Here is a 26,729-nt window from a genome sequence, read left to right on the forward strand (position 1 = left end):
ATGAGATTAGAAGGAAAAAAAATTCTTGCTGCTGTTGACGAAGAATTTGAAGACTTAGAGCTTTGGTATCCAATTCTACGCTTGCAAGAAGAAGGTGCAACGGTTGACCTCGTTGGGTTGGAAAAAGGAAAAACGTATATTGGAAAATACGGTGTACCAGCAAAAGCTGACTACGCATTTGCGGATGTTCAAGCAGATGACTATGATGGCATTCTTATCCCAGGAGGATGGGCACCAGATAAACTTCGACGTTATGAGGATCTGTTGACAATTGTAAAGAAGATGGACAAAGATGAGAAGCCAATCGGACAAATCTGCCATGCGGGCTGGGTGTTAATCTCAGCGAATATTTTACAAGGGCGACGTGTAACGAGTACACCTGGTATAAAAGATGATATGGTGAATGCTGGTGCAGAATGGCATGATGTGGCAGTTATCGAGGATGGCCACATTATTTCGAGTAGACGACCACCAGATTTGCCACCTTATGCAAAAGCATTTGCAGATCGGCTGGCGACACGCTAAGATGGAATTTCACTTTTTAGGAACAGGAGCAGGTGTACCAGCAAAAAAACGGAATGTTAGTGCACTTGCGCTCCGATTTTTGGAACATAAAGGAGACGTCTGGCTATTTGATTGTGGAGAAGCTACGCAACACCAGTTTCTTCATTCAAAATTAAGTATTCCGGCGATCTCAACAATTTTTATTAGTCATCTCCATGGCGACCATTTATATGGGTTACCAGGATTGTTAAGTAGCCGCTCTTTTCAAGGAGGAAGGACGCCTCTTACGGTTTATGGTCCAGTTGGGATAAAAACGTATATTCAAATGTCATTGGCAACGACAAATACGTCGCTGAAATATGAGCTTCATATTATCGAACTAGAAGAAGCGAGTTCGTTTCAAATAGGGGCATGTACGGTTTCGGTATTTATGCTACAGCATCCTGTTCAAAGTTTTGGATTTAAAATTGAAGAAGCAGCACAGCCTGGTCGGCTTCATGTTGAAGCATTAAAACAAAAAGGCGTGTCTCCTGGTCCTTTGTATGCAGCGATAAAAAAAGGGGAAACGGTTCAGCTTGAAACCGGTGAGTGGTTAGATGGCAATGAATATGTAGAGGCACCAACAGCAGGTAGGACGGTTGTTATCTGTGGGGATACGGCACCGACTGAAGCAGTGATCTCTTATGCAAAAAATGCGGATGCCCTTATTCATGAAGCGACATTTGCATCTGATCAACAAGAACATGCGAGTGATTTTGGTCATTCCACGATTCAAGATACTGCCACTCTCGCTAAAGCGGCGAACGTCCGTAATCTCGTGTTTACTCATATTTCTTCACGGTACGCCAGAGATGAAAATCAATATGTGATGGAAGCAAAATCATCGTTTGAAAAGGTGTTCATTGCCTATGATTTTCTTGTGTTAACGTTGTCTAAGAAAGGTGAGTTATCTTGTCATGAATGACGTAACGGTCGAGCAGCTAGCAAGTCAGTTAGAGGAAGGCTGGACAGGTTGGGTATATGCTTCATCTCCATTTTGCGGGACGTGTCAATTAGCCGAGCAAATGCTACAAATTGTTGAACAGCTAGAAGAGATAGAAGGGATCTCTAAACTAAACATTCAGCTTGCACCTCAATTTGCGCAAAGCAATCAAATTGAAAGTGTGCCCGCTATGATTTATTATAAAGATGGAAGACTTCAAAATCGAACGTATCGATTTGATTCTGTTGTCGATTTACAGAGACTTTTAAAGGAGGGAACACAAGATGTCAACGGCCTATGAAGAATATATGCGCCAAGTTGTGTTACCAATGAGAAAAGAATTAACAGATGCAGGTTTTCAGGAGTTGAACACAGCTGATGAAGTCGATCAATACATGGGGAACGCAGAAGGTACAACCCTTGTATTTATTAACTCTGTGTGTGGATGTGCAGCTGGGCTTGCTCGTCCGTCTGCCATTTATTCACTTCAACATGACCGAACACCAGATCAACTTGTGACGGTATTCGCAGGTCAAGATCGTGAAGCGACGGCTCAAATGCGAGCGAAATTTCCAGAATACGCGCCGTCATCACCTTCAATGGCACTGCTTAAAGGAAATGAAGTCGTTCATTTTATTCCTCGTGAACAAATTGAAGGTGTAGAGCCAGAAGACATTATTCGTAATTTAGCTACTGCGTATAATGAACATTGCTAAACGTTCTTTTATAAGAACGTTTTTTTCTTAGGAGTGTAAAGATGAATTTCGAATTAAAAGAGTTAGGAAGTAAGCGAACATGGACCCTTTACGAGGAAGCGAAAGATCGCCCGGTTATGATTACATTCTGGACGTCTTGGTGTCCAGATTCCTATCGCGATTTACATGATAAGCGCGCTCTTTACCAGACGATGGATGAAGATCAACTTTGTTTTGTGACCATTAATGTCACCGGACGAGAAGGAGATGTTGATCTACAGCAGTGGTTAAAGCAGCATGATCATAACTTTCTAGTGTTACAAGATGACGGCACAAAAGTGTATGACCAGTTTGGGTGCAAAGGTGTGCCAACAACCGTATTGCTCGATCGGCGCGGACAGGTTACGAAAACCTACGGCGAAGACACAGCTATTTCAACAATCATGACAGGGTTAGCGACAGTGATTTAAAAAGAATAAAGCTTGTCCCTCATAGGGACAAGCTTTATTCTTTTATTATTTTGGCTGCACAGCGTAGTAGATCACCGCACCCATTTCTTCAATATTAGGATAGCCACTTTGTTTATAAATTTCAACAACATGTTCACGATTATAAGGCACACGCTTTAATTGAATGGAGTGATTCCCGTCTTCAATGTCGATAATAATGTAAGAGGAAAGGGGATGTCCGTCAAACGGCATACCAACTGATCCAGTATTGACAACGTTCTTTCCGTGAATACTACGAACGTAAGGATGATGTGTGTGACCATAAATATAAATATCCGCTTCATCACGAATCATGATTTCATTCTCAATCTTGCTAGAATCGTCTAATGGCACAACATCAAAAAGGCTGGATGGTGTTGCGTGAAAGGCGTGAACAATTAAATCTTGACCATCATCAATAACAAATTCCGTTGGAAGATTTTTGAGATAGTCTAAATCTTCTTGATCTAAACGGCTTAATGTCCAGTCTCGTTCTTTTTGAAATAGGTCAAGACGTTCTTTAGGAATTTCGCCATCTTTAAACCCACGAATGAGCCATTCATCCGCATTTCCTTTTAACACCTTTGCCCCTGAACCTTGGATTAGTTCGATAACACGCTTTGGTTCTGGACCCCGAAAGCATAAGTCACCTAGTATGTAAATCTCGTCAATTTGTTGGGTTTGCAAATCATTTAAAACTGCTTCCAAAGCGGTAGCGTTTCCATGAATATCAGATAAAAAAGCAAATCTCATCGTTATGAAGCCTCCTTTCTTGTATTGTAACAGATGCAGGAGCAGTTAGGGAACTAGAATGAATAGAAGGAGGCATTCGGCTGGTAAAGGGCAAATAGACATGTTAAGATTTAGCTGAGAATAAAGCCTCAAGGAGGAAAATCATGTTTATCCGTTCGATTGAACCAACACCGAGTCCAAATACGATGAAATTAAATTTAAGTGAATCACATGGAGGCGCAAGTACAACGTATAACGAAAAAAACAAAGATCAAGCGCCTTCATTTGTCCAAGCGATTCTTGGGCTAGAGGGAATTAAAGCCGTTTATCATGTAGGAGATTTTTTAGCAGTTGATCGCTATCCAAAAGCGGACTGGAAAGTGGTCCTTCCGCAAATTCGTGCTTTATTCGGAGAAGCATCTGAACAGAGCCAAGAGGGAATCGTTCAAGATGGTTTTGGTGAAGTACAAGTCCAAGTACAAATGTTTAAGAACATTCCGATGCAAGTGAAAGTAACCGATGATGAACGTGAGGTCAGAAGAGCGTTGCCAGATCGATTTGTCCAAGCGATTGCCGATGCTGAGCAACCTGGCGATAACGTAGTGTTAGAGCGAAAGTGGGCTGATCAAGCGCCTCGATATGGTGAACTTGAGCACGTTGCGGATGAAGTGACAGCGGAGCTTGAAGCTGCCTATACAGAAAGTCGCCTTCATAGCTTAGTGAAACTTGCACAAGGGGAAAAAGAAGCTGCAGAAGCATTTGCGGCTCGTTTTAAAGAAGTAACGATAGAGATGCTCCAAGATCCGGACTGGAAAAACCGCTATGCTTCATTAGAACAAATGGATCCGAAAGAAAAAGATATTCCTGTTTTAGAGGTGGCGTTAAAAGATGAAAAAGCATCGGTTCGTCGTTTAGCAACGATGTATTTAGGCATGATCGAAACAGAAAGCGTACTACCGCTTCTAGAACAAGCTTTAACCGATCCATCTGTCACCGTACGTCGAACTGCAGGAGACTGCATGTCGGATATTGGATCTGAAAAAGGAATCCCCGCGATGGTCGCTTCTTTACAAGATCAAAGCAAAATTGTTCGCTGGCGTGCGGCTATGTTTTTGTATGAAGTAGGAACAGAAGAGGCAATTCCAGCTTTGCAAGCAGCAGAAGATGATCCAGAATTTGAAGTTGCGCTACAAATAAAAATGGCGCTAGAACGAATTCAAGGTGGAGAAGCTGCCAAAGGTTCTGTTTGGAAACAAATGACAGAAGCACGAAACAAATAAAAGGAGCACAATCATGACACCGACCATTACGGTTCTTAGAGAAAAGTTAGAAAAAGAAGGAAAAGAAGATCTAGTTGAAATGATTGATGACGCTGCTTCAGGTCATTTAGAAGAAGTGGAGATTGTCCCTTCAATCGGCTTGCTTTATGATCAAGAAGAAAATAAGCAGCTGTTAACATGGCTTGAAGAAAAAGGCGTTACGATTACGCATATAACGGATGAAGAATAACGTGTCTTGACGACACGTTATTCTTTCAATTATCTATAGGAGGGATGGTATGCGAAAGCAACCAGAATTACGCTTACCGAAAAAAGCTATTCAAGTATGGCGCATTCAAAATTCGATTGATACCTTGTTTTTTGCTCTCGTTCCAGTTGTTTATTATTTTGTACAGCTATACATATTTGAATCGTTCTACGCTTGGCTGACTTGGGCTTTTGCTGGTTTTGTTATTTTATATGGAACGATTCGTATTCTAATTTGGCCAAAAATTCAATGGTATCGTTTTCGTTATGAAGTGTTTGATGACGAGATCGATATTCAACAAGGTGTGATTATTGTTAGAAGAACCCTTGTACCGATGGTCCGCGTTCAGCATGTTGATACAGAGCAAGGACCAATTTTACGACGCTACAAAATGTCGGCAGTCTCCATTACAACAGCAGCTACAACGCACCAGATTCCAACTCTCTTTATTGATGATGCAGACGCGTTGAGGGATCAAATTGCGGCGCTTGCATCGGTGCATGAAGATGAATGAGTTAAAACGCCAACATGCCGCGGCCATCTTTATTAACGCTGCTCGAGGTCTAGTTCAACTTGCGGTTCCATTTGCCATTATCGCTTTTTTTCAAGGACTTTTATGGATCTTTTTTATCGCATTTGCGGCACTCATCCTTATTTCTGTCGGATTTAGCTGGCTAGGCTGGTATAAATTCCGCTATTCTCTTGTTGAAGGCGAATTGTATATTGAACAAGGTGTATTCATAAAAAAGAAACGTTACATTCAAAAAAAACGCGTTCAAGCCATTAATATTTCCGCAGGTTTGTTGCAACGTATGTTTGGCTTAGTGAAAGTAAACATTGATACGGCTGGGGGAGGAATGGAAGCTGAGGCTGAACTTGTCGCGGTAACACGGACCGAAGCGAATCATATTCGTGCCTTGTTATTAAAAGAACCAGCACGATCTGCTGAACCTAATGAAACCGATGAAGAGGAGATAGCGTACGGCGAAGAACAACAAGAGGAAGAGGCGCCGTTTCTTGAACAAGAACCTGATTCTGTTTGGCGTTTAGGAAAGAAGCGACTCATCTATACTGCATTAACGTCAAGTAGTGTCGGAATTGTACTTTCCGCTGTAGCCGCGCTTCTCTCGCAAACCGCTCAGTTTATTCCAGATTCTTTTTATGAAGACACATTTGATGCAGTAGTCAGTTTAAGTGTTTTATTTCTCATTTTTATTGCGATAGCTGTTATTTTGCTTTCATGGCTTATATCGAGCTTGATTACAATCGTAACGTACGGAAATTTCACAATCGAAACGTACGAAAAAGAATTAGTCATTCAAAGAGGCTTACTCGAAAAGCGTCAACTTACGCTTGCATATAGCCGCATCACAGCGATACGGGTGATTCGTAGCGTCATTCGTCAACCATTTGGCTTTGTTTCGGTTTATGTTGAATCAGCTGGCGGTGGGAATAATAATGAGCAAGGTTCAACGTTACTCGTTCCGTTGATTCATCAACGTGACTTACATCAGTTTTTAGCAACGATTGTTCCGGATTATGCGATTGAAACGCCGTTAACTTCCGCTCCAAAACGTGCGGCAATTCGATTTTTTATTCGCATGCTTATCGTTCCAGTGATTGTAACAGGTGTTGCAATTTATCTTTGGGGATTAATCGGACTTATTGGTCTCCTTGTCATTGCACTTGCGGCTTTATTTGCTTGGTTGCAATACAAAGATGCCGGTGCTGGTGCTGGTGGTTCATATGTATGGATGCGGTATCGAACCATTGGGCAATCATTGATTATCTCTCGCAAACGAAAAATACAGTCCGCTACGAAGCAAGTTTCGCTCTTGCAAAGAAGGAAAGACTTGGCCACGTTTGAATTAAATGTTCAATCAAGCATGGCAGGGAAATCGTTCGCGGTTAAAGATATTAGTGAAGAGACAGGCGATCAACTCTATGGGTGGTATTCCTATCAAGACGAACATGACGACATACAAAAAGTGTAATCCAGTTGGATTACACTTTTTGTTTATTGATACGCATTTGTATAAAGAGCGATCGTACGCTTTCCTTTATCAGTTGTAAATTCAAACCGATCGTACACCGTATCTTGCTTGTTGCTGGAACTTGCACCAAGTTCACGTTTAAAGTGATGCTGTACCAACACAAATTGCTCATCGGTTTGATAGGTTAAAAAATTGACGCCTTGAAACGTAGAAATGGCATTTGAATGAAACAGCTGATCAATTAAGGAATTGTAGCAGTGAACCAAATCTTTATGGGATATCTGGTGCAAAGCGAGATTGTGTTCAAACCCTTGTAATGCGGCTGGTTCAAGTTCAGTTTTGAAGATGGAATAAGGATTAAACTGTTCCTTATCGATTAAAATCAAGTCCCCTTCATTTGGGATAAACCGACTGCCATTTTCGCGAATAAAAATGCCATCTCCTTCGTATTTTCCTGTTACGAGGTGACCTTGTTGATCCCAGGTATAGTCAAAGTGTGTAGCAGTGAGTGGGAGTTGGTCTCCTTTAGAGTCTTGCAGGTAATAGTCTTGACCATCAGCGTGAAACGTATATTCAACATAAGCGGGAATGGTGGCTTCTTCCGATTGATCATTCTGCGTTAACGAACGATTTTTCTTACGCTTTTGACTCGTCATTGTTTTAATATACACTTCTAATGCTTCAAGTTCAGCTGATGACGGCGATCCGTCATTTTTTAAACGAATGTGACGACGTTTTAAGTCCGTTAAAATTGAATCAATATAGGATTCAATATGAGTATGCGTTGATTTTGTTTTTAAATATTGACTAGCAAATGTATCCACATCATCTTCCGCATATGGAATCTCGTGAATGGCGATTGTGTCGTTTTGGAAAATAAATTCAGGTAATGTTAACACTGCTTTAATTCGAACGTTGCCACGCCAAGGTTTCTTTGGCTCGGTCAGGACTGAAAGCAGCTCGCCTAAATACATTCCGTTTTCACCGAGATCGATGACGAGAAGTTTGCCAATATGTTGTTGCGCTTCATACCGATCCATTTCATCCTCACCTTTATCAAGTAATCTTATCGCTATTATAACGAACAGCGCCACACTCCTGCAAGTGTAGCGCTTCATTCTTTATTCATCCTTTTGTAAATCTGTTTTTGATCCGTAGCGTAATTCTTGCAAACGCATCACGTGATCCATGCGTTCCACTTTGGTTTTTTCCAAATGCTCAGTTAAGCGAATCAGTGACAGCTCCATTTTAGAAAGCGAAACAAATACGTTATCACGCTGTTCCATCTGATTCTTTTTTGACAAGGCGAAAAAAGCACCCATTAAATTTGGGATATCTTCACGTAACAAGCGACGTACTGTATGTTTGTCTTCAAAATCAAATAAATGAAAATCGTCTTCAAGTTTGCCAACATGCGTTAATATTCGCTGCAATCGATTATCAAGCATGGGATCGATGGAAAGAGTGTCCATGGCTTGCACATATCGATTTGCTTCTTGAACAAGTACACGAATATCGTTCGCTTGTTCACTTTTTAGCTGTTGTTCATGCCCACTCAGTCGTTCTAATGAAACTTCTGACGTTTTCGTACCAACATATGCAAGGTCTAACTGGTGTATACCGTATAATATGCCTTTAAAGTGCGAGACGTTCAAAAGGGAGCGCACATGCATCCGTCCATCTTTTAAATAATGGATCGTCGCTTCTTTCACTTTTCCCATACCGTTAGAAGACTTAATATATTTTCGATGACAAACGATCCGAAGTCGTTTATGAATCGGAGAGCGGGAATTTTTAGTGTCAGAAACAATCAATCGAATGTAGTTATAGTTAATCTTGACTCGGATATCCCAGTCTTTTTGACGTCGGCGGATATTTTTACGCTCATTCTTGCCTGTTGCATTATCAGTCATTCGTTTTAACAATCGTTCCGTATCATTAATTAAGCGGGTCGTTGTTTCGTCTTGAATAATATGATCGTCAACAGGCTTTTTATAAGCAGGTGTGAAGAAATCAAGTAATCCCGTTGTAGAAAATAATTTCACACATCTCTACCTCCTGTTGCTTATCGGTTTAAAAGCTTTGTTTGCATCTCAGAGTTTAATTTATCCATCTCTTCAATAAATTGTTTACCGCTCGTGACAATGCGCTCATTCGATTCTTCAGTCAGTTCAATCGCTTTATACACATTATCGTATGCTTTCCGAAATGCGTCTAAAGCAATTGCTGGTTCTTCTAATGTTTTTAACGTTTCTTCTGTATTTTGCTTTAATAATTCTGCATTTGAAAGCAGCATGGATTCAGTTGCTTGATTGACGTTTTGAACGGCTGATATTACTTTCTTCTGATTTGTTAACGCAAGCTGAATCGATGCGGTAACCGTAATAATGTTTTTCGTCATAGTAATGGCATTAAAAATGGCTTCTTCAAGCTTTTCGTTGTTTTCCATTATAAGGTCAACAGACGCGAGAGATTGTTGCAGAACCATTACCGCTTGCTGCATATTTTTCATTCTTGTAGTCACTTTTACTTGACCTTTTTTCAATTCATTGGCGTTGTCAGCCCATTTTTCAGACGTCATTTCTTTTTCTAACATTTCATGAAGCTCTTGCCCCATAGAAATTTGCTCGTTTAAATTTGTAATTCTTTCTTTGGCAACGACTTTAAGTTCTTTAAGCATGACATTATCTTCTTGTAATTTATCTTTACCAGTGAGCAATCCCTCAACAATATGATCGACCTGAGCCTCTACCGTTTGATACCGACGAACATACTGCTCAACAGGGTTACGGCGAATGACGCGATTAAATAATTTTTTCAGCTGCGAATCTTTTAAATGATCGGGCTCGAGTTGACCGACAACTTCTCGTAGTTCATGTAGCTGTTTTGGCAAGGTGTTGGAATCATCACCCATCATTTCACGTACTGGCCGCTTTAATGCTTCTAATGATTCCCCAGCTTCACGCTGTTCTACCTCACCTAAGTTATCAAGTTTCTTAAGAAGTTCATTCATATCGGTTTCAGTTTCTAATGATGGAACATCAGATGTAGGCGAGCTGGTTTGTTGATCTTCAGCAGTGTCTGAAGGGGAGGAAAGGGATTCCTCAGTATGTTGATCTTTTATTTGTTTATCACTCATGAATGGAACCTCCAACAGAATAATAGATTCGATTATTTTTATATACGTTAACGAATTAAAAACGTTTCAATCTCTTGCTTTCTATTATGAACGAAAATGGATTGTTAAGCAATTTATTTGAAGGCAAATAGCGGTTTCTCTTAACAAAAAAGAAGTTCAATCTTGACGAATAACAAAATAATCGCTAAACTTCTAACACGGAATATTTTTTTAGGTTATTTTGAAATGTTCGTCTTTACACAATTGTGTGTTCAAGGCGAACAAGTATTTTATTAAGCAAGCTTGAATTTTTATTCATTTTAATTGTTTATTATGCAAACTCAGAAGAGGACAAAGCGATGACCGCTTGTCCAAAAAGAAGATTGTTGGAGAGAGTATGAGAGAGAGGGTGAAACCATGCGAGGTACACACTTACCACGTAAACAAGGGTTATATGATCCGGATTTTGAGCACGACAACTGTGGCATTGGTTTTTTAGCGAACATAAAGGGAAAGGCTACCCATAAAACGGTCAAAGATGCACTTCTATTATTAGAAAATCTTGAGCATCGCGGGGGCCAAGGAGATGAAGAAAACACTGGTGATGGCGCAGGAATTCTTACTCAAATTCCTCATTCGTTCTTTCAGAAGCAAGGCATCATTAACGTTGAGCAAGGTTCGTATGCAGTAGGTATGGTGTTTTTGCCTTCAAATGAAGAAACAAGAAATACAGTAAAACAGAAGATTGACAGCCTTTTACAGCAAGAAGGATTTGAACGTTTGTGCTGGCGGAAAGTTCCGACAGATGCTTCCATGCTTGGTAATGCGGCATTAAAATCAATGCCCTATATTGAGCAACTGTTTGTTCAACCAGTAACTCAGCTAAAAGGCATGGATTTAGAGCGGAAATTATATGTTGTTCGTAAAAGAGCGGAACATGAGATACATGTGGCGTCTGAGCATTCATTTTATTTTGCTAGTTTTTCTAGTCGGACTATTGTGTATAAAGGCATGTTAACAACGGCACAATTAACAATGTTTTATTTAGATTTAAGCGATCCTGCTTTTAAATCTGCCTTAGCGCTTGTTCATTCAAGATTTAGTACGAATACTTTTCCAAGCTGGGAACGAGCCCATCCAAATCGCTACATGATCCATAATGGGGAAATTAATACGATAAAAGGAAACGTCAACTGGATGCATGCGCGAGAAGCGAAATTTGCTACCCCAGCGTTTGGTGACGATTTAGCAAAAGTACACCCGATTATCGATCAAAACGGTAGCGATTCGTCCATGTTTGATAATACACTTGAATTCTTATCATTAACTGGTCGATCGCTTGCTCACGCTGCCATGATGATGGTGCCTGAGCCTTGGCAAAATAATGAGCAAATGGATGATCAACGTCGTGGGTTTTATCGATATCATAGTACGCTAATGGAACCTTGGGATGGACCAACTGCTATTGTTTTCACCGATGGACAAAAAATCGGTGCAACGCTCGATCGAAATGGTTTACGACCATCACGTTATTACGTAACGAGTGATGACATGATTGTGATGAGTTCAGAGGTTGGTGTCCTTGATATTCCTTCACATACGATTGTCAAAAAAGAACGGCTTCATCCAGGTCAGATGCTATTAATTGATTTAGAACAAGGACGTCTTATTCCTGATGAAGAAGTGAAGCAAACGATTGCCTCAGCCCATCCTTATGAAGAATGGGTAAATGAAGGGTTAATGCATATTGATGATGTGAGAGAAACAGCAGAAGTGAAGGAAACAGAATTTGAGCAAATCCGCTTGCGCCAATTTATTTTCGGCTATACGTACGAAGAATTAAATAAAATGATTATGCCACTTGTGAAGGAAGAAAATGATCCTGTTGGTTCAATGGGCTATGATTCTCCACTTGCTGTGCTGTCACAAAAACCACAATTAGTTTATAACTATTTTAAACAGTTGTTTGCCCAAGTCACGAATCCGCCGATTGATGCAATTAGAGAAAAAATCGTTACGGCGCAAAGTACGACAATTGGAAAAGAAGGTAATTTATTAGATCCTAGAAAAGATTGCTGTCGACATATTCAGTTGGACACGCCGATTTTAAATAACGAAGAGTTAGCAAAACTACGGTTTAATCAAATAAGCGAATTTAAAGCGGAAACGATTCCGATGCTATTTAAAGCGAATGAACAAGCTTTAGAGCAAGGGCTAGAAAATATGTTTGCCCATGCAGATGAAGCGATTAAAGCTGGAAAAACGTTTCTTATTTTAAGCGATCGCGACGTAACGAAAAACGATGCACCGATTCCGGCTTTGCTCGCTGTCTCAAGTTTGCACCATCATTTGATTCGTACGGGTAAACGAACAGATGTAAGCATTCTTGTTGAGTCTGGGGAGCCAAGAGAAGTTCACCACCATGCACTTTTAATTGGGTACGGTGCAGAGGGGATTAACCCTTATCTTGTGTTTGATACAATTGATGAATGGATTCAAGATGGCTTGTTAACGGAGTATCATTATGTGGAAGCATGTCGTCGCTATGTAAATGGTGTTACAAAAGGATTAATGAAAGTTTTATCAAAAATGGGGATTTCAACGATTCACAGTTATAGAGGAGCGCAAATTTTTGAGGCTGTTGGGATTCATACAGACGTCATTGATAAATATTTTACGTGGACCCCTTCTCGTATTGGTGGAATAAAGCTAGAAGATATGGCCAAAGAAGTTTTATTGCGACATTCCCGTGCATTTACAGATCGCCTTGGTGATGACGATCAGCTCGATTCAGGAGATGATTTACAATGGAGAAGAGACGGTGAACCGCATCAATACAATCCACATACGATTCATATGCTGCAACAAGCGTGTCGAACAGAAGATTATTCACTATTTAAGCATTATACGGCAGCGATTAATCAGCAAGACAAAAAACAAACAACGTTAAGAGGGTTATTGACCTTTAAACCGACAACCGCTATTCCAATTGAAGAAGTGGAGTCAGCGTCAACCATTGTAAAACGATTCCGAACGGGTGCGATGTCGTTTGGATCGATTTCTAAAGAAGCCCACGAAACGTTAGCTATTGCGATGAACCGGTTAGGTGCTAAAAGCAATACGGGTGAAGGTGGGGAAGATCCGGCACGGTTTATAGAGGATGAAAATGGAGACCTAAGAAGAAGCGCAATTAAACAGGTGGCTTCTGGTCGGTTCGGTGTCACAAGTCACTATCTTGTGAATGCAGATGAAATTCAAATAAAAGTGGCACAAGGAGCTAAGCCAGGTGAAGGTGGACAATTACCTGGTCAAAAAGTTTACCCGTGGGTAGCTGAAGTCCGAGGCTCTACAACAGGTGTAGGTTTAATATCGCCGCCTCCTCATCATGATATCTATTCAATTGAAGATTTGGCAGAATTAATCCATGATTTAAAAAATGCGAACCCTTCAGCAAAGGTTAGCGTTAAACTTGTTGCAGGAACAGGGGTTGGGACCATTGCTGCCGGAGTAGCAAAGGGGAGCGCAGACGGCATTATCATTAGTGGTTATGATGGCGGAACAGGTGCCGCAGCGCGAACAAGCATTAAACATACAGGGTTGCCTTGGGAAATTGGGCTTGCAGAAACGCATCAAACGCTATTATTAAATAACTTACGAAATCGAGTTACGCTTGAGACTGATGGCAAACTCATGACGGGTAAAGATGTTGTGATTGCGGCTTTATTAGGTGCGGAGGAATATGCATTTTCAACTGCCCCTCTTGTCGTGCTTGGCTGTGTTGTTATGCGTGTGTGCCATCTTGATACATGCCCTGTTGGTATTGCGACGCAAAACCCTGAATTACGAAAAAAGTACACAGGTGAAGCGGATCAAATCGTGACATTTATGACGTATATTGCAGAAGAAATGCGCGAAATTATGGCCGATTTAGGTGTAAGAACAGTTGATGAACTTGTCGGTCGTTCGGATTTGTTACAACAAAACAAAGAAACCATTAATCAAAAAGCGAACAAGCTGGATTTAACAAGCCTATTGTATCGACCGATCCAAACAAAATCGCGTCAAACGAAACAAGTGGAACAAAATCACAAATTAGAGCAATCGCTAGATGTTCGAGAATTGCTTGAAGCAGCTAAACCGGCCATCGAACAGCAACAACCAATTACCTATGCAACCTCAATTCGTAATACTGACCGCGTTGTTGGAACCATTGTTGGAAGTGAAGTTAGTAAAGCACACGGATTAAAAGGGTTACCAGCTCATACGATCCAGTTTCAATTCAAAGGATCTGCTGGTCAGAGCTTTGGTGCGTTTGTCCCTAAAGGTATGACGCTCACTCTTGAAGGAGATGCCAATGATTATACTGGAAAAGGGTTATCTGGTGGTCAACTCGTAGTACGTCCACCGAAAAATGCTGCGTTTGTGGCAAAAGACAATGTCATCATTGGAAATACATCTTTTTATGGTGCCACGAGTGGTAAGGCGTTTATAGCAGGCCAAGCAGGCGAGCGGTTTGGGGTTCGAAATTCTGGTGCTCAAGTGGTGATTGAAGGGATGGGTGATCACGGGCTTGAATATATGACCGGTGGCATCTGTGTCAATATCGGTTCAATGGGCAAAAACTTTGCAGCTGGGATGTCAGGCGGTACCGCATACGTCTATGATCCAGCACAAATCATTGCTGAAAGAAGTAATCACGAAATGATTTTATTTGAAGCATTAACAGCTGGAGATGAAGTTATTGTAAAAAGCTTGTTAGAAGAACATGTCGACTACACGGACAGTGTTCAAGGAAAGACCATTTTAGCGGAATGGGGAACGATGAAACACCATTTTGTTAAAGTCATTCCAAAAGACTACAAGCAAATGCTTGCTTCCATTGAAAAAAGAAAGCAAGAAGGCCTGAATGAAGCTGATGCGGCATTAGCGGCTTTTGACGAAAAAATTACAAAGCTTTCAAATGTATAAATAGAGAGAAAGAAGGACGTTTGATCAAAACGTCCTTTCTAAAAAAGATGTGAGGAGTGAGCGCAAAATGGGGAAGCCGACAGGATTTATGGAGTATAAACGTGAAGTACCTAAGAAAAAAGATCCAATGGCGAGGGTGAAAAATTGGCAAGAGTTTCAAATTGTTGTACCCGAACAGCAACTTCAGCGACAAGGCGCACGCTGTATGGATTGTGGCATTCCTTTCTGTCAAGCAGGAACGTCGATGGCAGGTTCCGGTGAAATCGGTTGTCCTGTTTATAATTTAATTCCGGAATGGAACGATCTTGTTTACCGAGGAAAATGGAAAGAAGCATTAGACCGACTGCATAAAACGAACAATTTCCCCGAATTTACAGGACGGGTTTGCCCAGCGCCTTGTGAAGGATCTTGTACGGTTGCGATTAGTGATGAGCCAGTTACGATAAAATCAATTGAGTTTAGCATCGTAGAAAAAGGATTTAAAGAAGGTTGGATTCAGCCGAATCCGCCTAAGCAACGTACCGGTAAACACGTTGCCGTTATTGGTTCAGGTCCTGCAGGTTTAGCAAGTGCAGCCCAGTTAAATAAAGCAGGGCACACGGTTACCGTTTTTGAACGAGAAGATCGGCCTGGAGGCTTACTAACGTACGGTATTCCTGATGTGAAATTAGCTTATGAAGTCGTGAATCGACGCATTGCATTATTAAAAGAAGAAGGCGTTTTATTTCGAACGAATGTAGCTGTTGGAGAAGACGTTACGGCTGAAGAGCTAGATGAACAATTTGACGCCATTATTTTAGCGACTGGTGCGACAAAACCAAGAGAAGTGGATCAAGAAGGGCGCGATTTAAGCGGGATTCATTATGCGATGGACTTTTTGACAGCTAATACGAAGAGCTTGCTTAATTCGAAACATCAAGATGGTGAATACATTAGTGCAAAAGATAAAGACGTCATTGTAATCGGTGGAGGAGATACAGGTGCAGACTGTATTACCACATCAATCCGCCACGGTGCACGTTCCGTAACGCAATTTGACATTAATGAACAAAAACAAGCAATTCGCCAAATTAACAACCCTTGGCCATTATATCCGAATGTTTATGCGGAAGAAGATGCTCATAAAGAAGCAAAAGCCGTATATGGGACAGATCCTCGTAGTTACAAACTGCAAACGTCGAAATTTGTCGGAAACGAATCCGGTCAATTGGTAGGTTTGGAAACCATTCAAGTTAATACTGCTTGGAAAGATGGAAAGAAAGTCCGTACACCGATTGAAGAATCAGTGAAAAGATGGAAGGCAGATCTTGTGCTGCTCGCGGTTGGTTTTTCAGGAACGGAAGGAAAATTACTTGACCAAATGCAAGTAAAACAAACTGCTCAACAAACCGTTGAAGCAGAATATGGCCACTATCAAACGAATAAACCGCATATTTTTGCAGCAGGGGATAATCGCCGTGGTCAAAGTTTAGTTGTATGGGCGATTCACGAAGGGCGAGAAGCAGCTCGAGAATGTGACCGTTATTTAATGGGCACAAGTCAATTACCATAATGTTTCATTTTTCAAAAATGTTCTAGACCATCCTGCGCTAGTCATGGCATAATAGAGAAAACAATGACGCAGGGATGATGCGCATGATAATGATTTATGTGAAACAACTCATGATGGTCCTCATCGGTTTCTTTTCTATTAATCTCTCAATTGTTGATCATTGGTTAGATAAAGCGGAAGTCGAGAATGGGTCATCTATAAAAACGATGCAGTGGAGCGATACAAAAGCAAACGTCTATCAAACAAATGACCAAGAATATACGCTTTTGCCTTTTGTAATTGGCGCACCGAATCAGTACGAACATATTCAGCTAGAACCACATTGGTTAACCGAAATTATGATTATGGATGAAGCGTATCGCCAAGGAATGAAGAAATTTGGCCAGCGAATCGGTGATAAAATCGAAACGGCTTACAAAAAAGAGATCTTACCTGAATTAAAGCAAGTGGTCGCACAAGTTTTAGAGACAGATGATCAGGTTTCATGGCAAGATATTCGGATAACAGAGGCTTCCTTAACGGGACGTGGTGAAAAGATCTTGCATCTTATTAATGGCAAAACAGGTGATGATCTTCTTCGCTTTCACGTACGATTAGACCGCCCGCCAAAAACGGGTCATGTTTTTCAGTTCCACTATCATTCCTATGAAGATAATTTTAACGGTCATTATCCTCTTGGTTCTATATACTGGGGCAAGAATGAACCTCCGCTTTTTCGGGCGTGAGGTTCCTTTTTGTAAAAAAAATGTCGTTCTTTTTTCGCATTTTCCTTCTCGCTTTGGACGAACTTTTGTTAAAGTAGAAGTATAACAACTTAAAGGAGTATGGTTCATGGAAGCGGAAAATAGAGGCAAAAAACAGAAACCTATGTGGCTTAAGTGGCTCCTGCGTATTTTATTTGCCTATATCGGTTTATTAGTTCTCGTTCTTGCCTCGGCAATCGTGACGATGACGGGAACATTTACGCTCATTGTATTGGAATTATTTGTTGATCATGATGGATTAAGAAGTATTAATGAAAATTATTTTGTTCCTGCGTCTGAATTTTTATGGGATTTATTCACGCGACTCGTGCCAGGGCTATAGAAGGGATGAATAGTCAAGAGTTGCTCGTCGTTGGTCTTTTTATGCTCTGCTTTGTTATTGCAGGAATTTTTGGCGGAATTGCGTTGGCAGCAGTAATGAAAGGAAAGAAAAGACCTCTTTACTGGAGTGTTCCTTTAGCAATCGTTAGCGCTATTTTATTTATTATTATGATGTTTGTTACGCTCTTATAAAAGGTTGGTGTGAAATGAGTTTCGTAAAAGCGAAGTATAAAACAGGTATTTATATTGGAAAAGTTATTCAAATCGAAGAAGAACAAAACCGAGCGTTGTTCCAAGTGTTTGCCGTTGAAAGCCACCCGAAACAAGGGGATCTACACAACCCAAAGCAAGTTGATGTACCGTATTTCCATCAACGAAAAGCGCTTTCGTATTTAGAAAAAACATGGGTTCCCTATACAACAGTTAAACCGTATGAAGGTGATGACGTTCCAGATTACAAAGAATCTTTAGAACGTGCCTGGACCTCATCGTATGAAGCTTTGCTGAAAGACGATTCTGAATGGGCGAAAAAAAGCTTGCCTCTGCTTGAAGAATTAAAAATGGAGTATCATTTATAAAAAAAGCGTAGCTCTTAAATGAATAAAGAGCTACGCTTTTGTTTATGAATTTGCATATAAAGTTGTCTGTGGTAAAAACGGCTCTAAAAGATGATAAAGGCGCGTTTCTTCGTCTTCCGTTAGCGGAATAAGCGGAAGGCGAACAGAGCCTGCTGGTAATTGAAATGCTGTTAAAGCCGCTTTTACTGCGGTAGGATTAGGCGCCATAAACAAACCAGTCATAATCGGATAAAGACTCTGATGAATGCTTTGTGCGTGCTTGAGATTTCCGCTTGTTAAAGCAGTCATCATTTCTTTCATTTCGCTGCCAACGATATGGGAAGCAACGGAAACAACACCTGTAGCTCCAACGGCCATCATCGGTAATGTTAATGAATCATCTCCACTATAAACGAGAAAATGATCAGCGGTTTGAGCAATAATTTCTGTTACTTTATCGACATCTCCACTAGCTTCTTTTAATGCAACGATATTTGGAACAAGAGATAAACGAATCGTTGTTTCAACAGACATATTCGCTCCTGTTCTACCTGGTACGTTGTAAAGCATGACAGGGAGGGAAACAGCCGTAGCAACTTGTAGCATATGTTGATAGATGCCTTCTTGAGAAGGTTTATTATAGTAGGGTGTAACCACCATAATTCCATTTGCACCGAGTGCCTCTGCTTCTTTGGCCATTTCAATCGAGTGGGTTGTATTATTTGAACCAACACCGGCAATCACATTCATCCGCTTGTCTGCAGCTTGAATGGCTAAAGCGAGCATTTCTTTTCGTTCTGCAGCAGTGAGTACAGGCGCTTCTGCTGTTGTTCCGTTAATCACAAGCGTGTCTGTACCTGTGTTTGCGAGATGTTGAATAAGAGCGTATGTTCCTTCTTTGTCGATCGAACCATCTCTAGAAAACGGTGTAATCATTGCTGTTAGTAATTGGCCAAAATGCATAAAAATCCTCCTTATGAACAGTTGAGAGGAATAAAAAAACAACAATGAAGAATCCATTGCTGCATAGGTCGTACCTACTTCTTTCATGTAGCCCCCCATACAAATGTATGACAGTGCTGTTCTTGTTAAGAAACAGCCCCAATAAAGAATGAAAATAGGTCACCCTTTATTTCGGCAGTCGCACCTTTTCATTTCACCTCAACAGGCCTACACCCTTAGTGAATGTACTGATTGCGCATGCACCTCTACTGTAATTCTGTTCAATTATTATGGCTTTACCATATCAAATTTTTTCCTATAAATCAAGGTTAACGTCTGAATTTCCCTCTATGTTGTTGTAAACAATTTAACAGTAAATCAAGCTCTTGTGAGCATTTAACCGTTTTTTTTGCACCAAGACCAAATTTTTTTGCGATCAGATGCATTTCGTTTCGTTTGACTTCTATATCAATATGAATCATGGTTTCACTCCGCCCATGGAATTAGTACAAGGAGTATTATAGCGTGAATTGATTAGAAGAAAAAGCTTTATTCAAAACTAGTCAAATACTTCTTTTCTTAGTCAAATCTCGACAAGTTTGGAGCTTCTGCTTTTATGCCATATTCAGACAGTAGAGATTGATATTCCATTGCATACAGGCGAGCGGTTAATGTTGCATAGCTGTAATGCAGGCGTTCATCGTTTAAATTGTCATTCGCAATGGCATGGTCCAGCTCTTGAAGAGCGACTAAATAAGAGTGGTGCAAATCAATGAGCTCATTAAACGGCTCAACAGGTTGGGACGTTTCAAATGCTTCAGCGTGAGCAATCAATTCGGATGTTTGTTCACTTGCTTCAGAAGAATGTTCTTCAATGTTCTTTCCTAAATCTGAAAAATAGGGAAAGATTATACCTAAATACGTTGAAATTTCATACGCGTATGCTTCACTTTCAGGAGTTTGTTCTAATTTATAATGGTTCACATCTTGGCGATTTGATAATTTCTTTATTTCATCATCTTGCGCTTGAGGTGTGTTCCCGTCTACGCAACCAGACATAAGTAGACATAGAACAGAAAAGACAAGGCTTATTTTTAAGATCTTATTCACGGGACTCGCTCCTTTTTTACGATAGTGTGCGTGAATCAACCTATTTTATGCGAGTTATACGGCTGAATAAAATGGAATCAATAAATGATTGTTATAAAACAAATAAAAAAACTATTGACTGTTATAATACAATCGCATATAGTAAATAGTAAGCACAAAACAATTTGAGGAGGAGATGACATGGTACCGGAAAAAGAACAGCAACATGTGGATCACCAAGAAGAGGAAATGTCAATTTTAGATATGATTAATACGTATCATGCCTAATGAGCCTCTTGGCTCTTTTTTTTTGTGCTAGTACAGATAATAGTCATTTCTTGTTTTTAAAACAGATAGAACGGGTAAAGAAGAGTGTCCACAGAAAAAGGAGAGGTGCTATTTTGACTTCAATAACTTGCGGTGTATTTTTTTCAATCGTGTGGCTCGGTCAAGGAACCGTAACGATAGGTGAGAGGTAGGGCACTTATTGTTTGAAAAAAATGAAGGAGGAAAAAATAATGAGCGTAACGCCTTCTAAAGAAGAATACCGATATAAAATTGATGAAATGAGAAAAGAAGAAGAACAATATCGACGTGAAGCTTTCATTGAGATTTATGAAGAGTATGTTTCTGTGCTAGAAAAAGAAATTAAACAGCTGCAAGAAGAAAAAAGGAATTAGTCTAGTGGCTAGTTCTTTTTTGCTTAAATAAAGAAGAATAGAGAATACAGTTTCGTGGTAAACTGTTTAAGAATTTGTTATAGTGAAAGCAAGAACGTAGTATGGAGGGATTTAGATGACGGAACATATTCATATGTATAAAGAAAATAAAAAAGAAGGACCTACATTTGTTCTTTTACACGGAACTGGGGGCAATGAAGAAGATTTACTTCCCCTAGCGGAAATCATTGATCCTGGGGCAAACGTCCTTGGGGTACGAGGGAATGTGTCAGAAAATGGCATGCCGCGTTTCTTTCGCCGCCTTCAAGAAGGTGTCTTTGATATGGAAGATTTAAAAAAACGTACAGATGAACTTCATCAATTTATTAAACAAGCTGCTCAAGAATATCAGTTTAATGACCAAGAAATCTATGCGCTAGGCTATTCAAATGGAGCAAATATTGCAGCAAATATGATGTACGAACATGGATCAGTATTTAAAGGAGCCTTTTTATTTCATGCCATGGTACCGCAAGAAAAAAACGATCGACCAACATTAACAAACACATCTGTTTTCATAGGTGCTGGCAAAAATGATCCAATGATTCCAGCTCGAGAAACTGAGACATTGATTCAAGATTTAACAGATGCAGGTGCGGCCGTTGAAAGCTATTGGACAAGTGGTGGGCATCAATTGCTAAGAGAAGAGTTAGAAGCAGCGAAAACCTGGTATGAAGCGTTAAAAGCATAATAGATAGAAACGAAGAGCCCTTTCTGTTTAAAGTGGACAAAAAAACGAAATTTCGTTACACTGCTTTTAAGAAAAGCAGCATGGAGAGGTTGAATCTAAGTTGAAAGAACAAAGAAACAGTTGGCTATATGCACTTGCTGGTGTGGGGTTAGTTGGTGTATTTTGTTTAGCATTACTTAGCAATCTTTTGTATCAAATTGTTGTCCTTTCAGCGTTAATTGCATTGTTTGTCTTTCTTGTGTTGAAAACAAAACGATTGGAGCAAAAGCTTGACCAATTTTTACAAGAAGATGAAGTAAAACAGACGCAATTGGATGACGAACAAGAGAAAACAAAAGAACACGACCTAGAAGCCTTGCAGGAAAAGGAATTTCAACTACAAAAGCTTGATCTTGATCGAACACAACTGTTTGAAGAATTATTAAGCAAAACGGAACTAGAAGAACTGGAAAAAGAAAAGATTCGCGAACGATTAGAACAAACGGATACTGAAACGTCAAAAGTTCGTCAAGAATGGTTAAATGCGTCAAGTCGCTTAATGAACGTAGTAAAAGGAACAAAGAAACTGTTTGTTAAACAATCACCAATGCGTGAAATTGCAGCCTCAATGGATCCAGATATTCTTGAGTCAGGGTCGTTCGCTGCATTAAATCATGAAATTCAGCGTTTATTGCCTCGTCTATCAAAAGACAGCAATCATTCACTAGCAAATTCGAATTTTATTGACGACGATAACCAGCTTACTAGGTCTGGTTACAAAGCCTTGCTGCAGGCAAGTGAAGAAGATAAATAAAAAAGTGTGCTGTAGCACACTTTTTTATTTATAACTATTTACAAGGTCGTTAATAAGAGTTCCTACATAAGCGACAGCATCTTGTATTGTTTTTTTACTCTCCATATCAACGCCACTTTGTTTAAATAAATCAAGGGGAGCGAGTGTTCCGCCAGCTTGAAGCATGTCCAGCCACTTATCAATTACTGGTTGCCCTTGCTCTTGATAAAGGGTATAAGCCTTTGTCGCGGCTGTTAAACCTGCTGAATAGGTATACGGATATAACCCCATATAATAATGCGGTTGACGCATCCACGTACGTCCTGCTCGTTCGTTAATTTCAACAGAGTCCCCCCAAAAACCAGTTAAAACAGCTTGTTTCGTTTCGCGTAATTTAATGGCTGTAAGCGGGATTCCTTTTTCCGCAAGAGCATACACACGCCGTTGAAATTCACCTTCTAGTAAATGTGTAACAAAATTATGATAGTATGTCCCGATAAATTGCAGTGTAATCCAGCGTTTCATTCGCGGATCATCTGTTTTCGTCAGTAAATGATTGCCGAGAAATAATTCATTCATCGTAGATGGTGCTTCAATACAATAAGTAGATGGCCGTGTTGCGTGAAGAGGTTGAGCTGCATTGGCATGATAAAAATGTCCAGCGTGACCGAGCTCATGGGCTAGAATAAATGCTCCTCGCATCGTATCTTTCCACGTTAGCAAAATATAAGGATGCGAGCCATATGGACTTGCGCAAAACGCACCAGTTGCCTTCCCAACGTTGTCAGCGCGATCCACCCAGCGCTCTTCTTTTGCTCGTTTTAACATCTTACCGTATTCCGCACCTAATGGCTTGAGAGCTTCAATGATCGTGTCATACGCTTCTTCATATGATGTAACTGGCTCAAAATCAGGATCTAAAGGGGCTTTTAAGTCTGAGAAGCCAAATGTGTCTAACCCTAAAACGTCTTTTTTTAGTTTTGCATATCGTTGCATGTGCGGAGCTAATTCTTGATAGATCGTGTCGAGTTGATTGTGGTACATCGCTTGCGTGACGTTTTGCGAATGAAGTAACATCTGTTCTGCTGACTCGTAACCGCGTAACCGTGCGAGCGTCACTTGTTTTGTAACTTCACTCGCATAGAGCTTTGCATATGTATGCTCGTACTTTTTTAACGTGTCATCAAAGGCTATAAATGCGTTTCTTCGTTCTTCTGTATGCGGGGACAATTCATATTGGTCTTCAAAGCGGGCAAAAGAAAGAGGGAATTCTTCGCCGTTTGCGCCAGTGAAAGTAGGAAACGCCATATCCGCTGATTTGCTTGTTAAATACGTTGAATAAGGGCTTGTGAGAATAGGAGATAAGGCAGCAAGCACTTCTTCTGTTTCACTAGATAGTGCGTAAGGGCGAGTGTCAGTCAATTTATCTAAATATACACGAAACGATTGTAGTTCTTCTTTTTCTGTTTGAAATTGTTCCATAATAGCAGGTGGCAATGTTAAAATTTCGGCATCAACTTTGGCCACTTCTGCTTGAACGATAGCTTGTGTACCTTGTGCTAAACTAGAATTTCCTTGAGCGACTGCATCTGTACCGTCACTTGAGAGAGAAAGAGAAGCATACGTCATCACAGGCACAAGTTTCTCTAAAACGGCTTCTCGAGCTTCTAAAGCATGAAGGAGGTTTTCTGCACGTTCCCCGATTTTTTCAGTAAATAAAGATAATTTAGCTGCTGCTTGTTCTACCTCTTGGCGTGCTTCGTCCCATTCTTCCGTTGAAGAAAAAAGATCGCGTAAATTCCACGTTTCTTTAGTGGGGATATCTTGGCGTTTTGTTAATTCCATCTTTTCTACCTCCTAAACTTCGTAAAACGAAATATCTTTTATTATACATTAAATTTGAATGATTGGCACTAATCTAGCAAAAAGTGTTGAGAAATTCATTGTAGCCAACAGAACAACCATTCGCTAAAATAGAAGAAAGACCCTTTTTGAGGTGGAAATTATGTTTAAACAAACATTACAACAAAAATTACTAGAATTAAAACAAGATCAAAATGTTACCTATTGGCGCGAGATTGAGCCGAAAGAGGCCAAAACTGCATCATTTCCGAACTGGCTTGATATTCGGATTTGTCACGGTCTACGAAAACGCGGCATTAGTGAACTATATACACATCAACGAGAAGCCCTTACCTATGGTCATGAGCGTAAGCATTTTGTTACCGTTACACCGACAGCATCTGGAAAGTCGTTATGCTATCACTTACCTGTCTTAAAAACGTTTATAGAAAACCCTTCAAGTCGAACGTTATATTTGTTTCCGACAAAAGCCCTCGCGCAAGATCAAATGGCGGAATTAAATGAAATGATTGCGGATATTGGCATCGATTTAAAATGCCATACGTATGATGGCGATACGCCACCACAAATTCGGACTAGCGTTCGCGAAGCAGGTAATGTTGTTATTACAAATCCTGACATGCTTCACTCGGCGATTTTACCTCACCATACGAAGTGGGTGGCATTTTTTGAGCAATTAGACTATATCGTCATTGATGAACTTCACACATACCGTGGTGTGTTTGGTAGCCATGTCGCGAATGTCGTTGAGCGATTAAAACGAATTTGCGCTTACTACGGTTCAAGCCCAACTTTTATTTGCACGTCTGCTACAATTGCTAACCCAAAAGAATTAGCGGAAACATTAATTCGCGAGCCGTTTCAAGTAATAACAGAAAGCGGAGCGCCGAGTGGCAAAAAGCATTTTATTTTTTATAATCCACCTATTGTGAATGAACCGTTGCAAATTAGACAAAGTGCGATGCGATCAGCGCAAGAATTAGCAGAAGGGTTTTTACGAGAAGGTATTCAAACCATTTTATTTGCAAGAAGTCGTGTCCGTGTTGAGATTATGTTGAATAAACTCCAACAATTAATTAAACATCAATTTGGAAAAGCAACGATTGCTGGCTATCGGGGAGGGTATTTACCAAACCAACGTCGAGAAATTGAAAAAGGCTTACGTTCAGGTGAAGTCATTGGGGTTGTGTCAACGAATGCCCTTGAATTAGGTGTAGATATCGGACAATTAGAAGTGTGTATTCTAACTGGGTATCCAGGATCCATTGCGAGTGCATGGCAGCAAGCGGGACGAGCGGGTCGTAGACAAAATGAAGCGGTTGTAATTATGGTAGCTGCGTCTACGCCTATTGATCAATATATTATGAATCACCCTGCATATTTCTTTGAACGCAGTCCTGAAACAGCACGAGTAAACCCGCTAAATTTAATTATTTATTTGGATCACCTTAAATGCGCTGCCTATGAACTTCCTTTTCGAAGCGGGGAAACGTTCGTAGGAGAAGTTGTTGATGAATATTTAGACTATCTAACAGAAAAGCAAGTTCTTTTACAAAAAAAGGACCGCTGGTATTGGATGACCGATGCTTTTCCAGCTCACGGCATTAGTTTACGGTCGGCATCGCAAGAAAATGTTGTTATTATTGATCAGAGCGATGTAACAGCTCACAAAGTCATTGGGGAAATGGATCGATTTAGCGCCATGACACTACTTCACGACGAAGCCATTTATCTCCATCAAGGTGTTCAATTCCAAGTTGAATATTTGGATTGGGATGAAAAAAAAGCGTTTGTCCGCGAAGTGAAAGTTGATTATTTCACAGATGCTAATTTAGCCGTTTCCTTAACGATTCTTGAAGAAGACAATAAAAAAACTCTCGAGCTCGCCACATTGTCCTACGGCGATGTTATGGTGACAGGAAAAGTAACGATCTTTAAAAAAATTCGTCTTGCCACGATGGAAAACATCGGTTCTGGGCCGGTTCATTTACCAGAAGAAGAAATGCATACGAACAGTATGTGGCTTACATTTCACTCTTTAAACATGGAAAGAAAGGCGACGGAAGCGTTTCTTGTTAGCTTTGCGGCGCTTATTCATCACGTTGCACCACTTCACTTAATGTGTGAACGCAGTGATATTCACGTGACGCCACAAGTAAAAGCAGATGTGACGGGAGAGCCGACTGTATTTATTTATGATGCTTATCCAGGTGGGATCGGATTGGCAAAAGAGCTTTATTCTCAAATGGGCAGTGTATTGGACCATATGCAGAATTTAATTGAACACTGTCAATGTGCTTATGGCTGTCCGGCTTGTATTGGAGAAGTAAAAGAAGACGAGTCGTTTAAGAAAAAACTAAGCCAGTTTATTCGTAGTCTTAAAACAAATGTTCAATAATTTCACATACCGTATTAAAAAGGGAAAGTGATAAGATGTCATTAAAAGCAAAG

General features: G+C 40.3%; 27 protein-coding genes and 1 riboswitch. Of the genes, 19 read left to right on the forward strand and 8 right to left on the reverse strand.

What is annotated here, in order from left to right:
• The 5 genes from ACE1TH_RS05745 to ACE1TH_RS05765 are packed head-to-tail and all read left to right on the forward strand — an operon-like array spanning position 1 to position 2,651.
• Positions 1–525, forward strand: coding sequence for a type 1 glutamine amidotransferase domain-containing protein (locus tag ACE1TH_RS05745; RefSeq protein WP_255225303.1), 525 nt, complete (start codon positions 1–3; stop codon positions 523–525).
• Positions 488–1,468, forward strand: a complete 981-nt coding sequence (gene rnz, locus ACE1TH_RS05750) for a ribonuclease Z (RefSeq protein ID WP_375078497.1) — start codon at positions 488–490, stop codon at positions 1,466–1,468. Before ACE1TH_RS05745 ends, rnz begins: the two co-directional genes overlap by 38 nt.
• Positions 1,461–1,787 (forward strand): thioredoxin family protein, encoded by a 327-nt coding sequence (locus ACE1TH_RS05755; RefSeq protein ID WP_375078498.1) that lies wholly within the window; start codon positions 1,461–1,463, stop codon positions 1,785–1,787. Before rnz ends, ACE1TH_RS05755 begins: the two co-directional genes overlap by 8 nt.
• On the forward strand, positions 1,771–2,202 hold the full coding sequence (locus tag ACE1TH_RS05760) for a BrxA/BrxB family bacilliredoxin (protein WP_099300814.1): 432 nt from the start codon (positions 1,771–1,773) through the stop codon (positions 2,200–2,202). Before ACE1TH_RS05755 ends, ACE1TH_RS05760 begins: the two co-directional genes overlap by 17 nt.
• Before the next feature lie 41 nt (positions 2,203–2,243).
• Positions 2,244–2,651, forward strand: coding sequence for a TlpA disulfide reductase family protein (locus tag ACE1TH_RS05765; protein WP_375078499.1), 408 nt, complete (start codon positions 2,244–2,246; stop codon positions 2,649–2,651).
• A gap of 45 nt (positions 2,652–2,696) precedes the next feature.
• Here ACE1TH_RS05765 and ACE1TH_RS05770 read toward each other — a convergent pair whose 3' ends face one another.
• On the reverse strand, positions 2,697–3,422 hold the full coding sequence (locus ACE1TH_RS05770) for a metallophosphoesterase family protein (protein WP_099300812.1): 726 nt from the start codon (positions 3,420–3,422) through the stop codon (positions 2,697–2,699).
• Between the two features lie 143 nt (positions 3,423–3,565).
• Between ACE1TH_RS05770 and ACE1TH_RS05775 the strand changes: the two genes are divergently transcribed.
• The 4 genes from ACE1TH_RS05775 to ACE1TH_RS05790 are packed head-to-tail and all read left to right on the forward strand — an operon-like array spanning position 3,566 to position 6,922.
• Positions 3,566–4,681, forward strand: coding sequence for a conserved virulence factor C family protein (locus tag ACE1TH_RS05775; RefSeq protein WP_375078500.1), 1,116 nt, complete (start codon positions 3,566–3,568; stop codon positions 4,679–4,681).
• Between the two features lie 13 nt (positions 4,682–4,694).
• Positions 4,695–4,910 carry a hypothetical protein gene (locus ACE1TH_RS05780; RefSeq protein WP_255225300.1) on the forward strand — a complete coding sequence of 72 codons (216 nt, stop codon included), beginning with the start codon at positions 4,695–4,697 and terminating at the stop codon, positions 4,908–4,910.
• 49 nt (positions 4,911–4,959) lie between these two features.
• A complete protein-coding gene (locus tag ACE1TH_RS05785) occupies positions 4,960–5,442 on the forward strand; it encodes a PH domain-containing protein (protein WP_255225299.1) in 483 nt (160 codons plus the stop codon).
• A complete protein-coding gene (locus ACE1TH_RS05790; RefSeq protein ID WP_255225298.1) occupies positions 5,435–6,922 on the forward strand; it encodes a PH domain-containing protein in 1,488 nt (495 codons plus the stop codon). The genes ACE1TH_RS05785 and ACE1TH_RS05790 overlap by 8 nt, the downstream gene beginning before the upstream one ends.
• 23 nt (positions 6,923–6,945) lie before the next feature.
• Here the strand turns inward: ACE1TH_RS05790 and ACE1TH_RS05795 are convergent, their stop codons facing one another.
• The 3 genes from ACE1TH_RS05795 to ACE1TH_RS05805 all read right to left on the reverse strand — a co-directional run bounded on the left by ACE1TH_RS05795 (position 6,946) and on the right by ACE1TH_RS05805 (position 9,935).
• Positions 6,946–7,962, reverse strand: coding sequence for a DUF2777 family protein (locus tag ACE1TH_RS05795; RefSeq protein ID WP_375078501.1), 1,017 nt, complete (start codon positions 7,960–7,962; stop codon positions 6,946–6,948).
• A gap of 81 nt (positions 7,963–8,043) precedes the next feature.
• Entirely contained in the window at positions 8,044–8,967 is a 924-nt protein-coding gene (locus tag ACE1TH_RS05800; protein WP_099300806.1) for a hypothetical protein, read from the reverse strand.
• A 20-nt stretch (positions 8,968–8,987) separates the two neighbouring features.
• The gene (locus ACE1TH_RS05805; RefSeq protein ID WP_255225363.1) at positions 8,988–9,935 is read right to left on the reverse strand and encodes a toxic anion resistance protein; all 948 of its coding nucleotides are present in this window, start codon (positions 9,933–9,935) and stop codon (positions 8,988–8,990) included.
• A gap of 522 nt (positions 9,936–10,457) precedes the next feature.
• Between ACE1TH_RS05805 and gltB the strand changes: the two genes are divergently transcribed.
• The 6 genes from gltB to kapB all read left to right on the forward strand — a co-directional run bounded on the left by gltB (position 10,458) and on the right by kapB (position 18,223).
• Positions 10,458–15,008, forward strand: coding sequence for a glutamate synthase large subunit (gene gltB / locus ACE1TH_RS05810; protein WP_375078502.1), 4,551 nt, complete (start codon positions 10,458–10,460; stop codon positions 15,006–15,008).
• A 67-nt stretch (positions 15,009–15,075) separates the two neighbouring features.
• Complete coding sequence (locus tag ACE1TH_RS05815) at positions 15,076–16,560, forward strand: glutamate synthase subunit beta (RefSeq protein WP_255225252.1); 1,485 nt, start codon at positions 15,076–15,078, stop codon at positions 16,558–16,560.
• Between the two features lie 83 nt (positions 16,561–16,643).
• A complete protein-coding gene (locus tag ACE1TH_RS05820; protein WP_375078503.1) occupies positions 16,644–17,285 on the forward strand; it encodes a YpjP family protein in 642 nt (213 codons plus the stop codon).
• A gap of 106 nt (positions 17,286–17,391) precedes the next feature.
• Positions 17,392–17,646 (forward strand): hypothetical protein, encoded by a 255-nt coding sequence (locus ACE1TH_RS05825; RefSeq protein ID WP_099300801.1) that lies wholly within the window; start codon positions 17,392–17,394, stop codon positions 17,644–17,646.
• A 5-nt stretch (positions 17,647–17,651) separates the two neighbouring features.
• Positions 17,652–17,837 (forward strand): hypothetical protein, encoded by a 186-nt coding sequence (locus tag ACE1TH_RS05830; RefSeq protein WP_099300800.1) that lies wholly within the window; start codon positions 17,652–17,654, stop codon positions 17,835–17,837.
• Between the two features lie 14 nt (positions 17,838–17,851).
• Complete coding sequence (gene kapB, locus ACE1TH_RS05835; RefSeq protein ID WP_099300799.1) at positions 17,852–18,223, forward strand: kinase-associated lipoprotein KapB; 372 nt, start codon at positions 17,852–17,854, stop codon at positions 18,221–18,223.
• Between the two features lie 42 nt (positions 18,224–18,265).
• Here the strand turns inward: kapB and dapA are convergent, their stop codons facing one another.
• The 3 genes from dapA to ACE1TH_RS05850 form a co-directional block, all read right to left on the reverse strand.
• Positions 18,266–19,165, reverse strand: a complete 900-nt coding sequence (gene dapA, locus ACE1TH_RS05840) for a 4-hydroxy-tetrahydrodipicolinate synthase (protein WP_099300798.1) — start codon at positions 19,163–19,165, stop codon at positions 18,266–18,268.
• Between the two features lie 80 nt (positions 19,166–19,245).
• Positions 19,246–19,421, reverse strand: a riboswitch (Lysine riboswitch).
• 52 nt (positions 19,422–19,473) lie between these two features.
• Entirely contained in the window at positions 19,474–19,626 is a 153-nt protein-coding gene (locus ACE1TH_RS05845) for an aspartyl-phosphate phosphatase Spo0E family protein (RefSeq protein WP_099300797.1), read from the reverse strand.
• 97 nt (positions 19,627–19,723) lie between these two features.
• A complete protein-coding gene (locus tag ACE1TH_RS05850) occupies positions 19,724–20,254 on the reverse strand; it encodes a hypothetical protein (RefSeq protein ID WP_099300796.1) in 531 nt (176 codons plus the stop codon).
• Positions 20,255–20,751: 497 nt separating this feature from the next.
• Between ACE1TH_RS05850 and ACE1TH_RS05855 the strand changes: the two genes are divergently transcribed.
• The 3 genes from ACE1TH_RS05855 to ACE1TH_RS05865 all read left to right on the forward strand — a co-directional run bounded on the left by ACE1TH_RS05855 (position 20,752) and on the right by ACE1TH_RS05865 (position 22,436).
• Positions 20,752–20,913, forward strand: a complete 162-nt coding sequence (locus ACE1TH_RS05855; RefSeq protein ID WP_176554230.1) for a hypothetical protein — start codon at positions 20,752–20,754, stop codon at positions 20,911–20,913.
• A gap of 115 nt (positions 20,914–21,028) precedes the next feature.
• On the forward strand, positions 21,029–21,643 hold the full coding sequence (locus ACE1TH_RS05860; protein ID WP_099300795.1) for an alpha/beta hydrolase: 615 nt from the start codon (positions 21,029–21,031) through the stop codon (positions 21,641–21,643).
• Between the two features lie 100 nt (positions 21,644–21,743).
• Positions 21,744–22,436, forward strand: a complete 693-nt coding sequence (locus ACE1TH_RS05865; protein WP_099300794.1) for a hypothetical protein — start codon at positions 21,744–21,746, stop codon at positions 22,434–22,436.
• A gap of 24 nt (positions 22,437–22,460) precedes the next feature.
• Here ACE1TH_RS05865 and pepF read toward each other — a convergent pair whose 3' ends face one another.
• Positions 22,461–24,260 carry an oligoendopeptidase F gene (gene pepF / locus ACE1TH_RS05870; RefSeq protein WP_375078504.1) on the reverse strand — a complete coding sequence of 600 codons (1,800 nt, stop codon included), beginning with the start codon at positions 24,258–24,260 and terminating at the stop codon, positions 22,461–22,463.
• 160 nt (positions 24,261–24,420) lie between these two features.
• Between pepF and ACE1TH_RS05875 the strand changes: the two genes are divergently transcribed.
• Positions 24,421–26,676, forward strand: coding sequence for a DEAD/DEAH box helicase (locus tag ACE1TH_RS05875; RefSeq protein WP_375078505.1), 2,256 nt, complete (start codon positions 24,421–24,423; stop codon positions 26,674–26,676).
• The last annotated feature ends 53 nt before the right edge of the window (positions 26,677–26,729 follow it).

The organism is Shouchella sp. JSM 1781072 (assembly GCF_041949915.1).
GTDB lineage: Bacteria > Bacillota > Bacilli > Bacillales > Bacillaceae_D > Shouchella.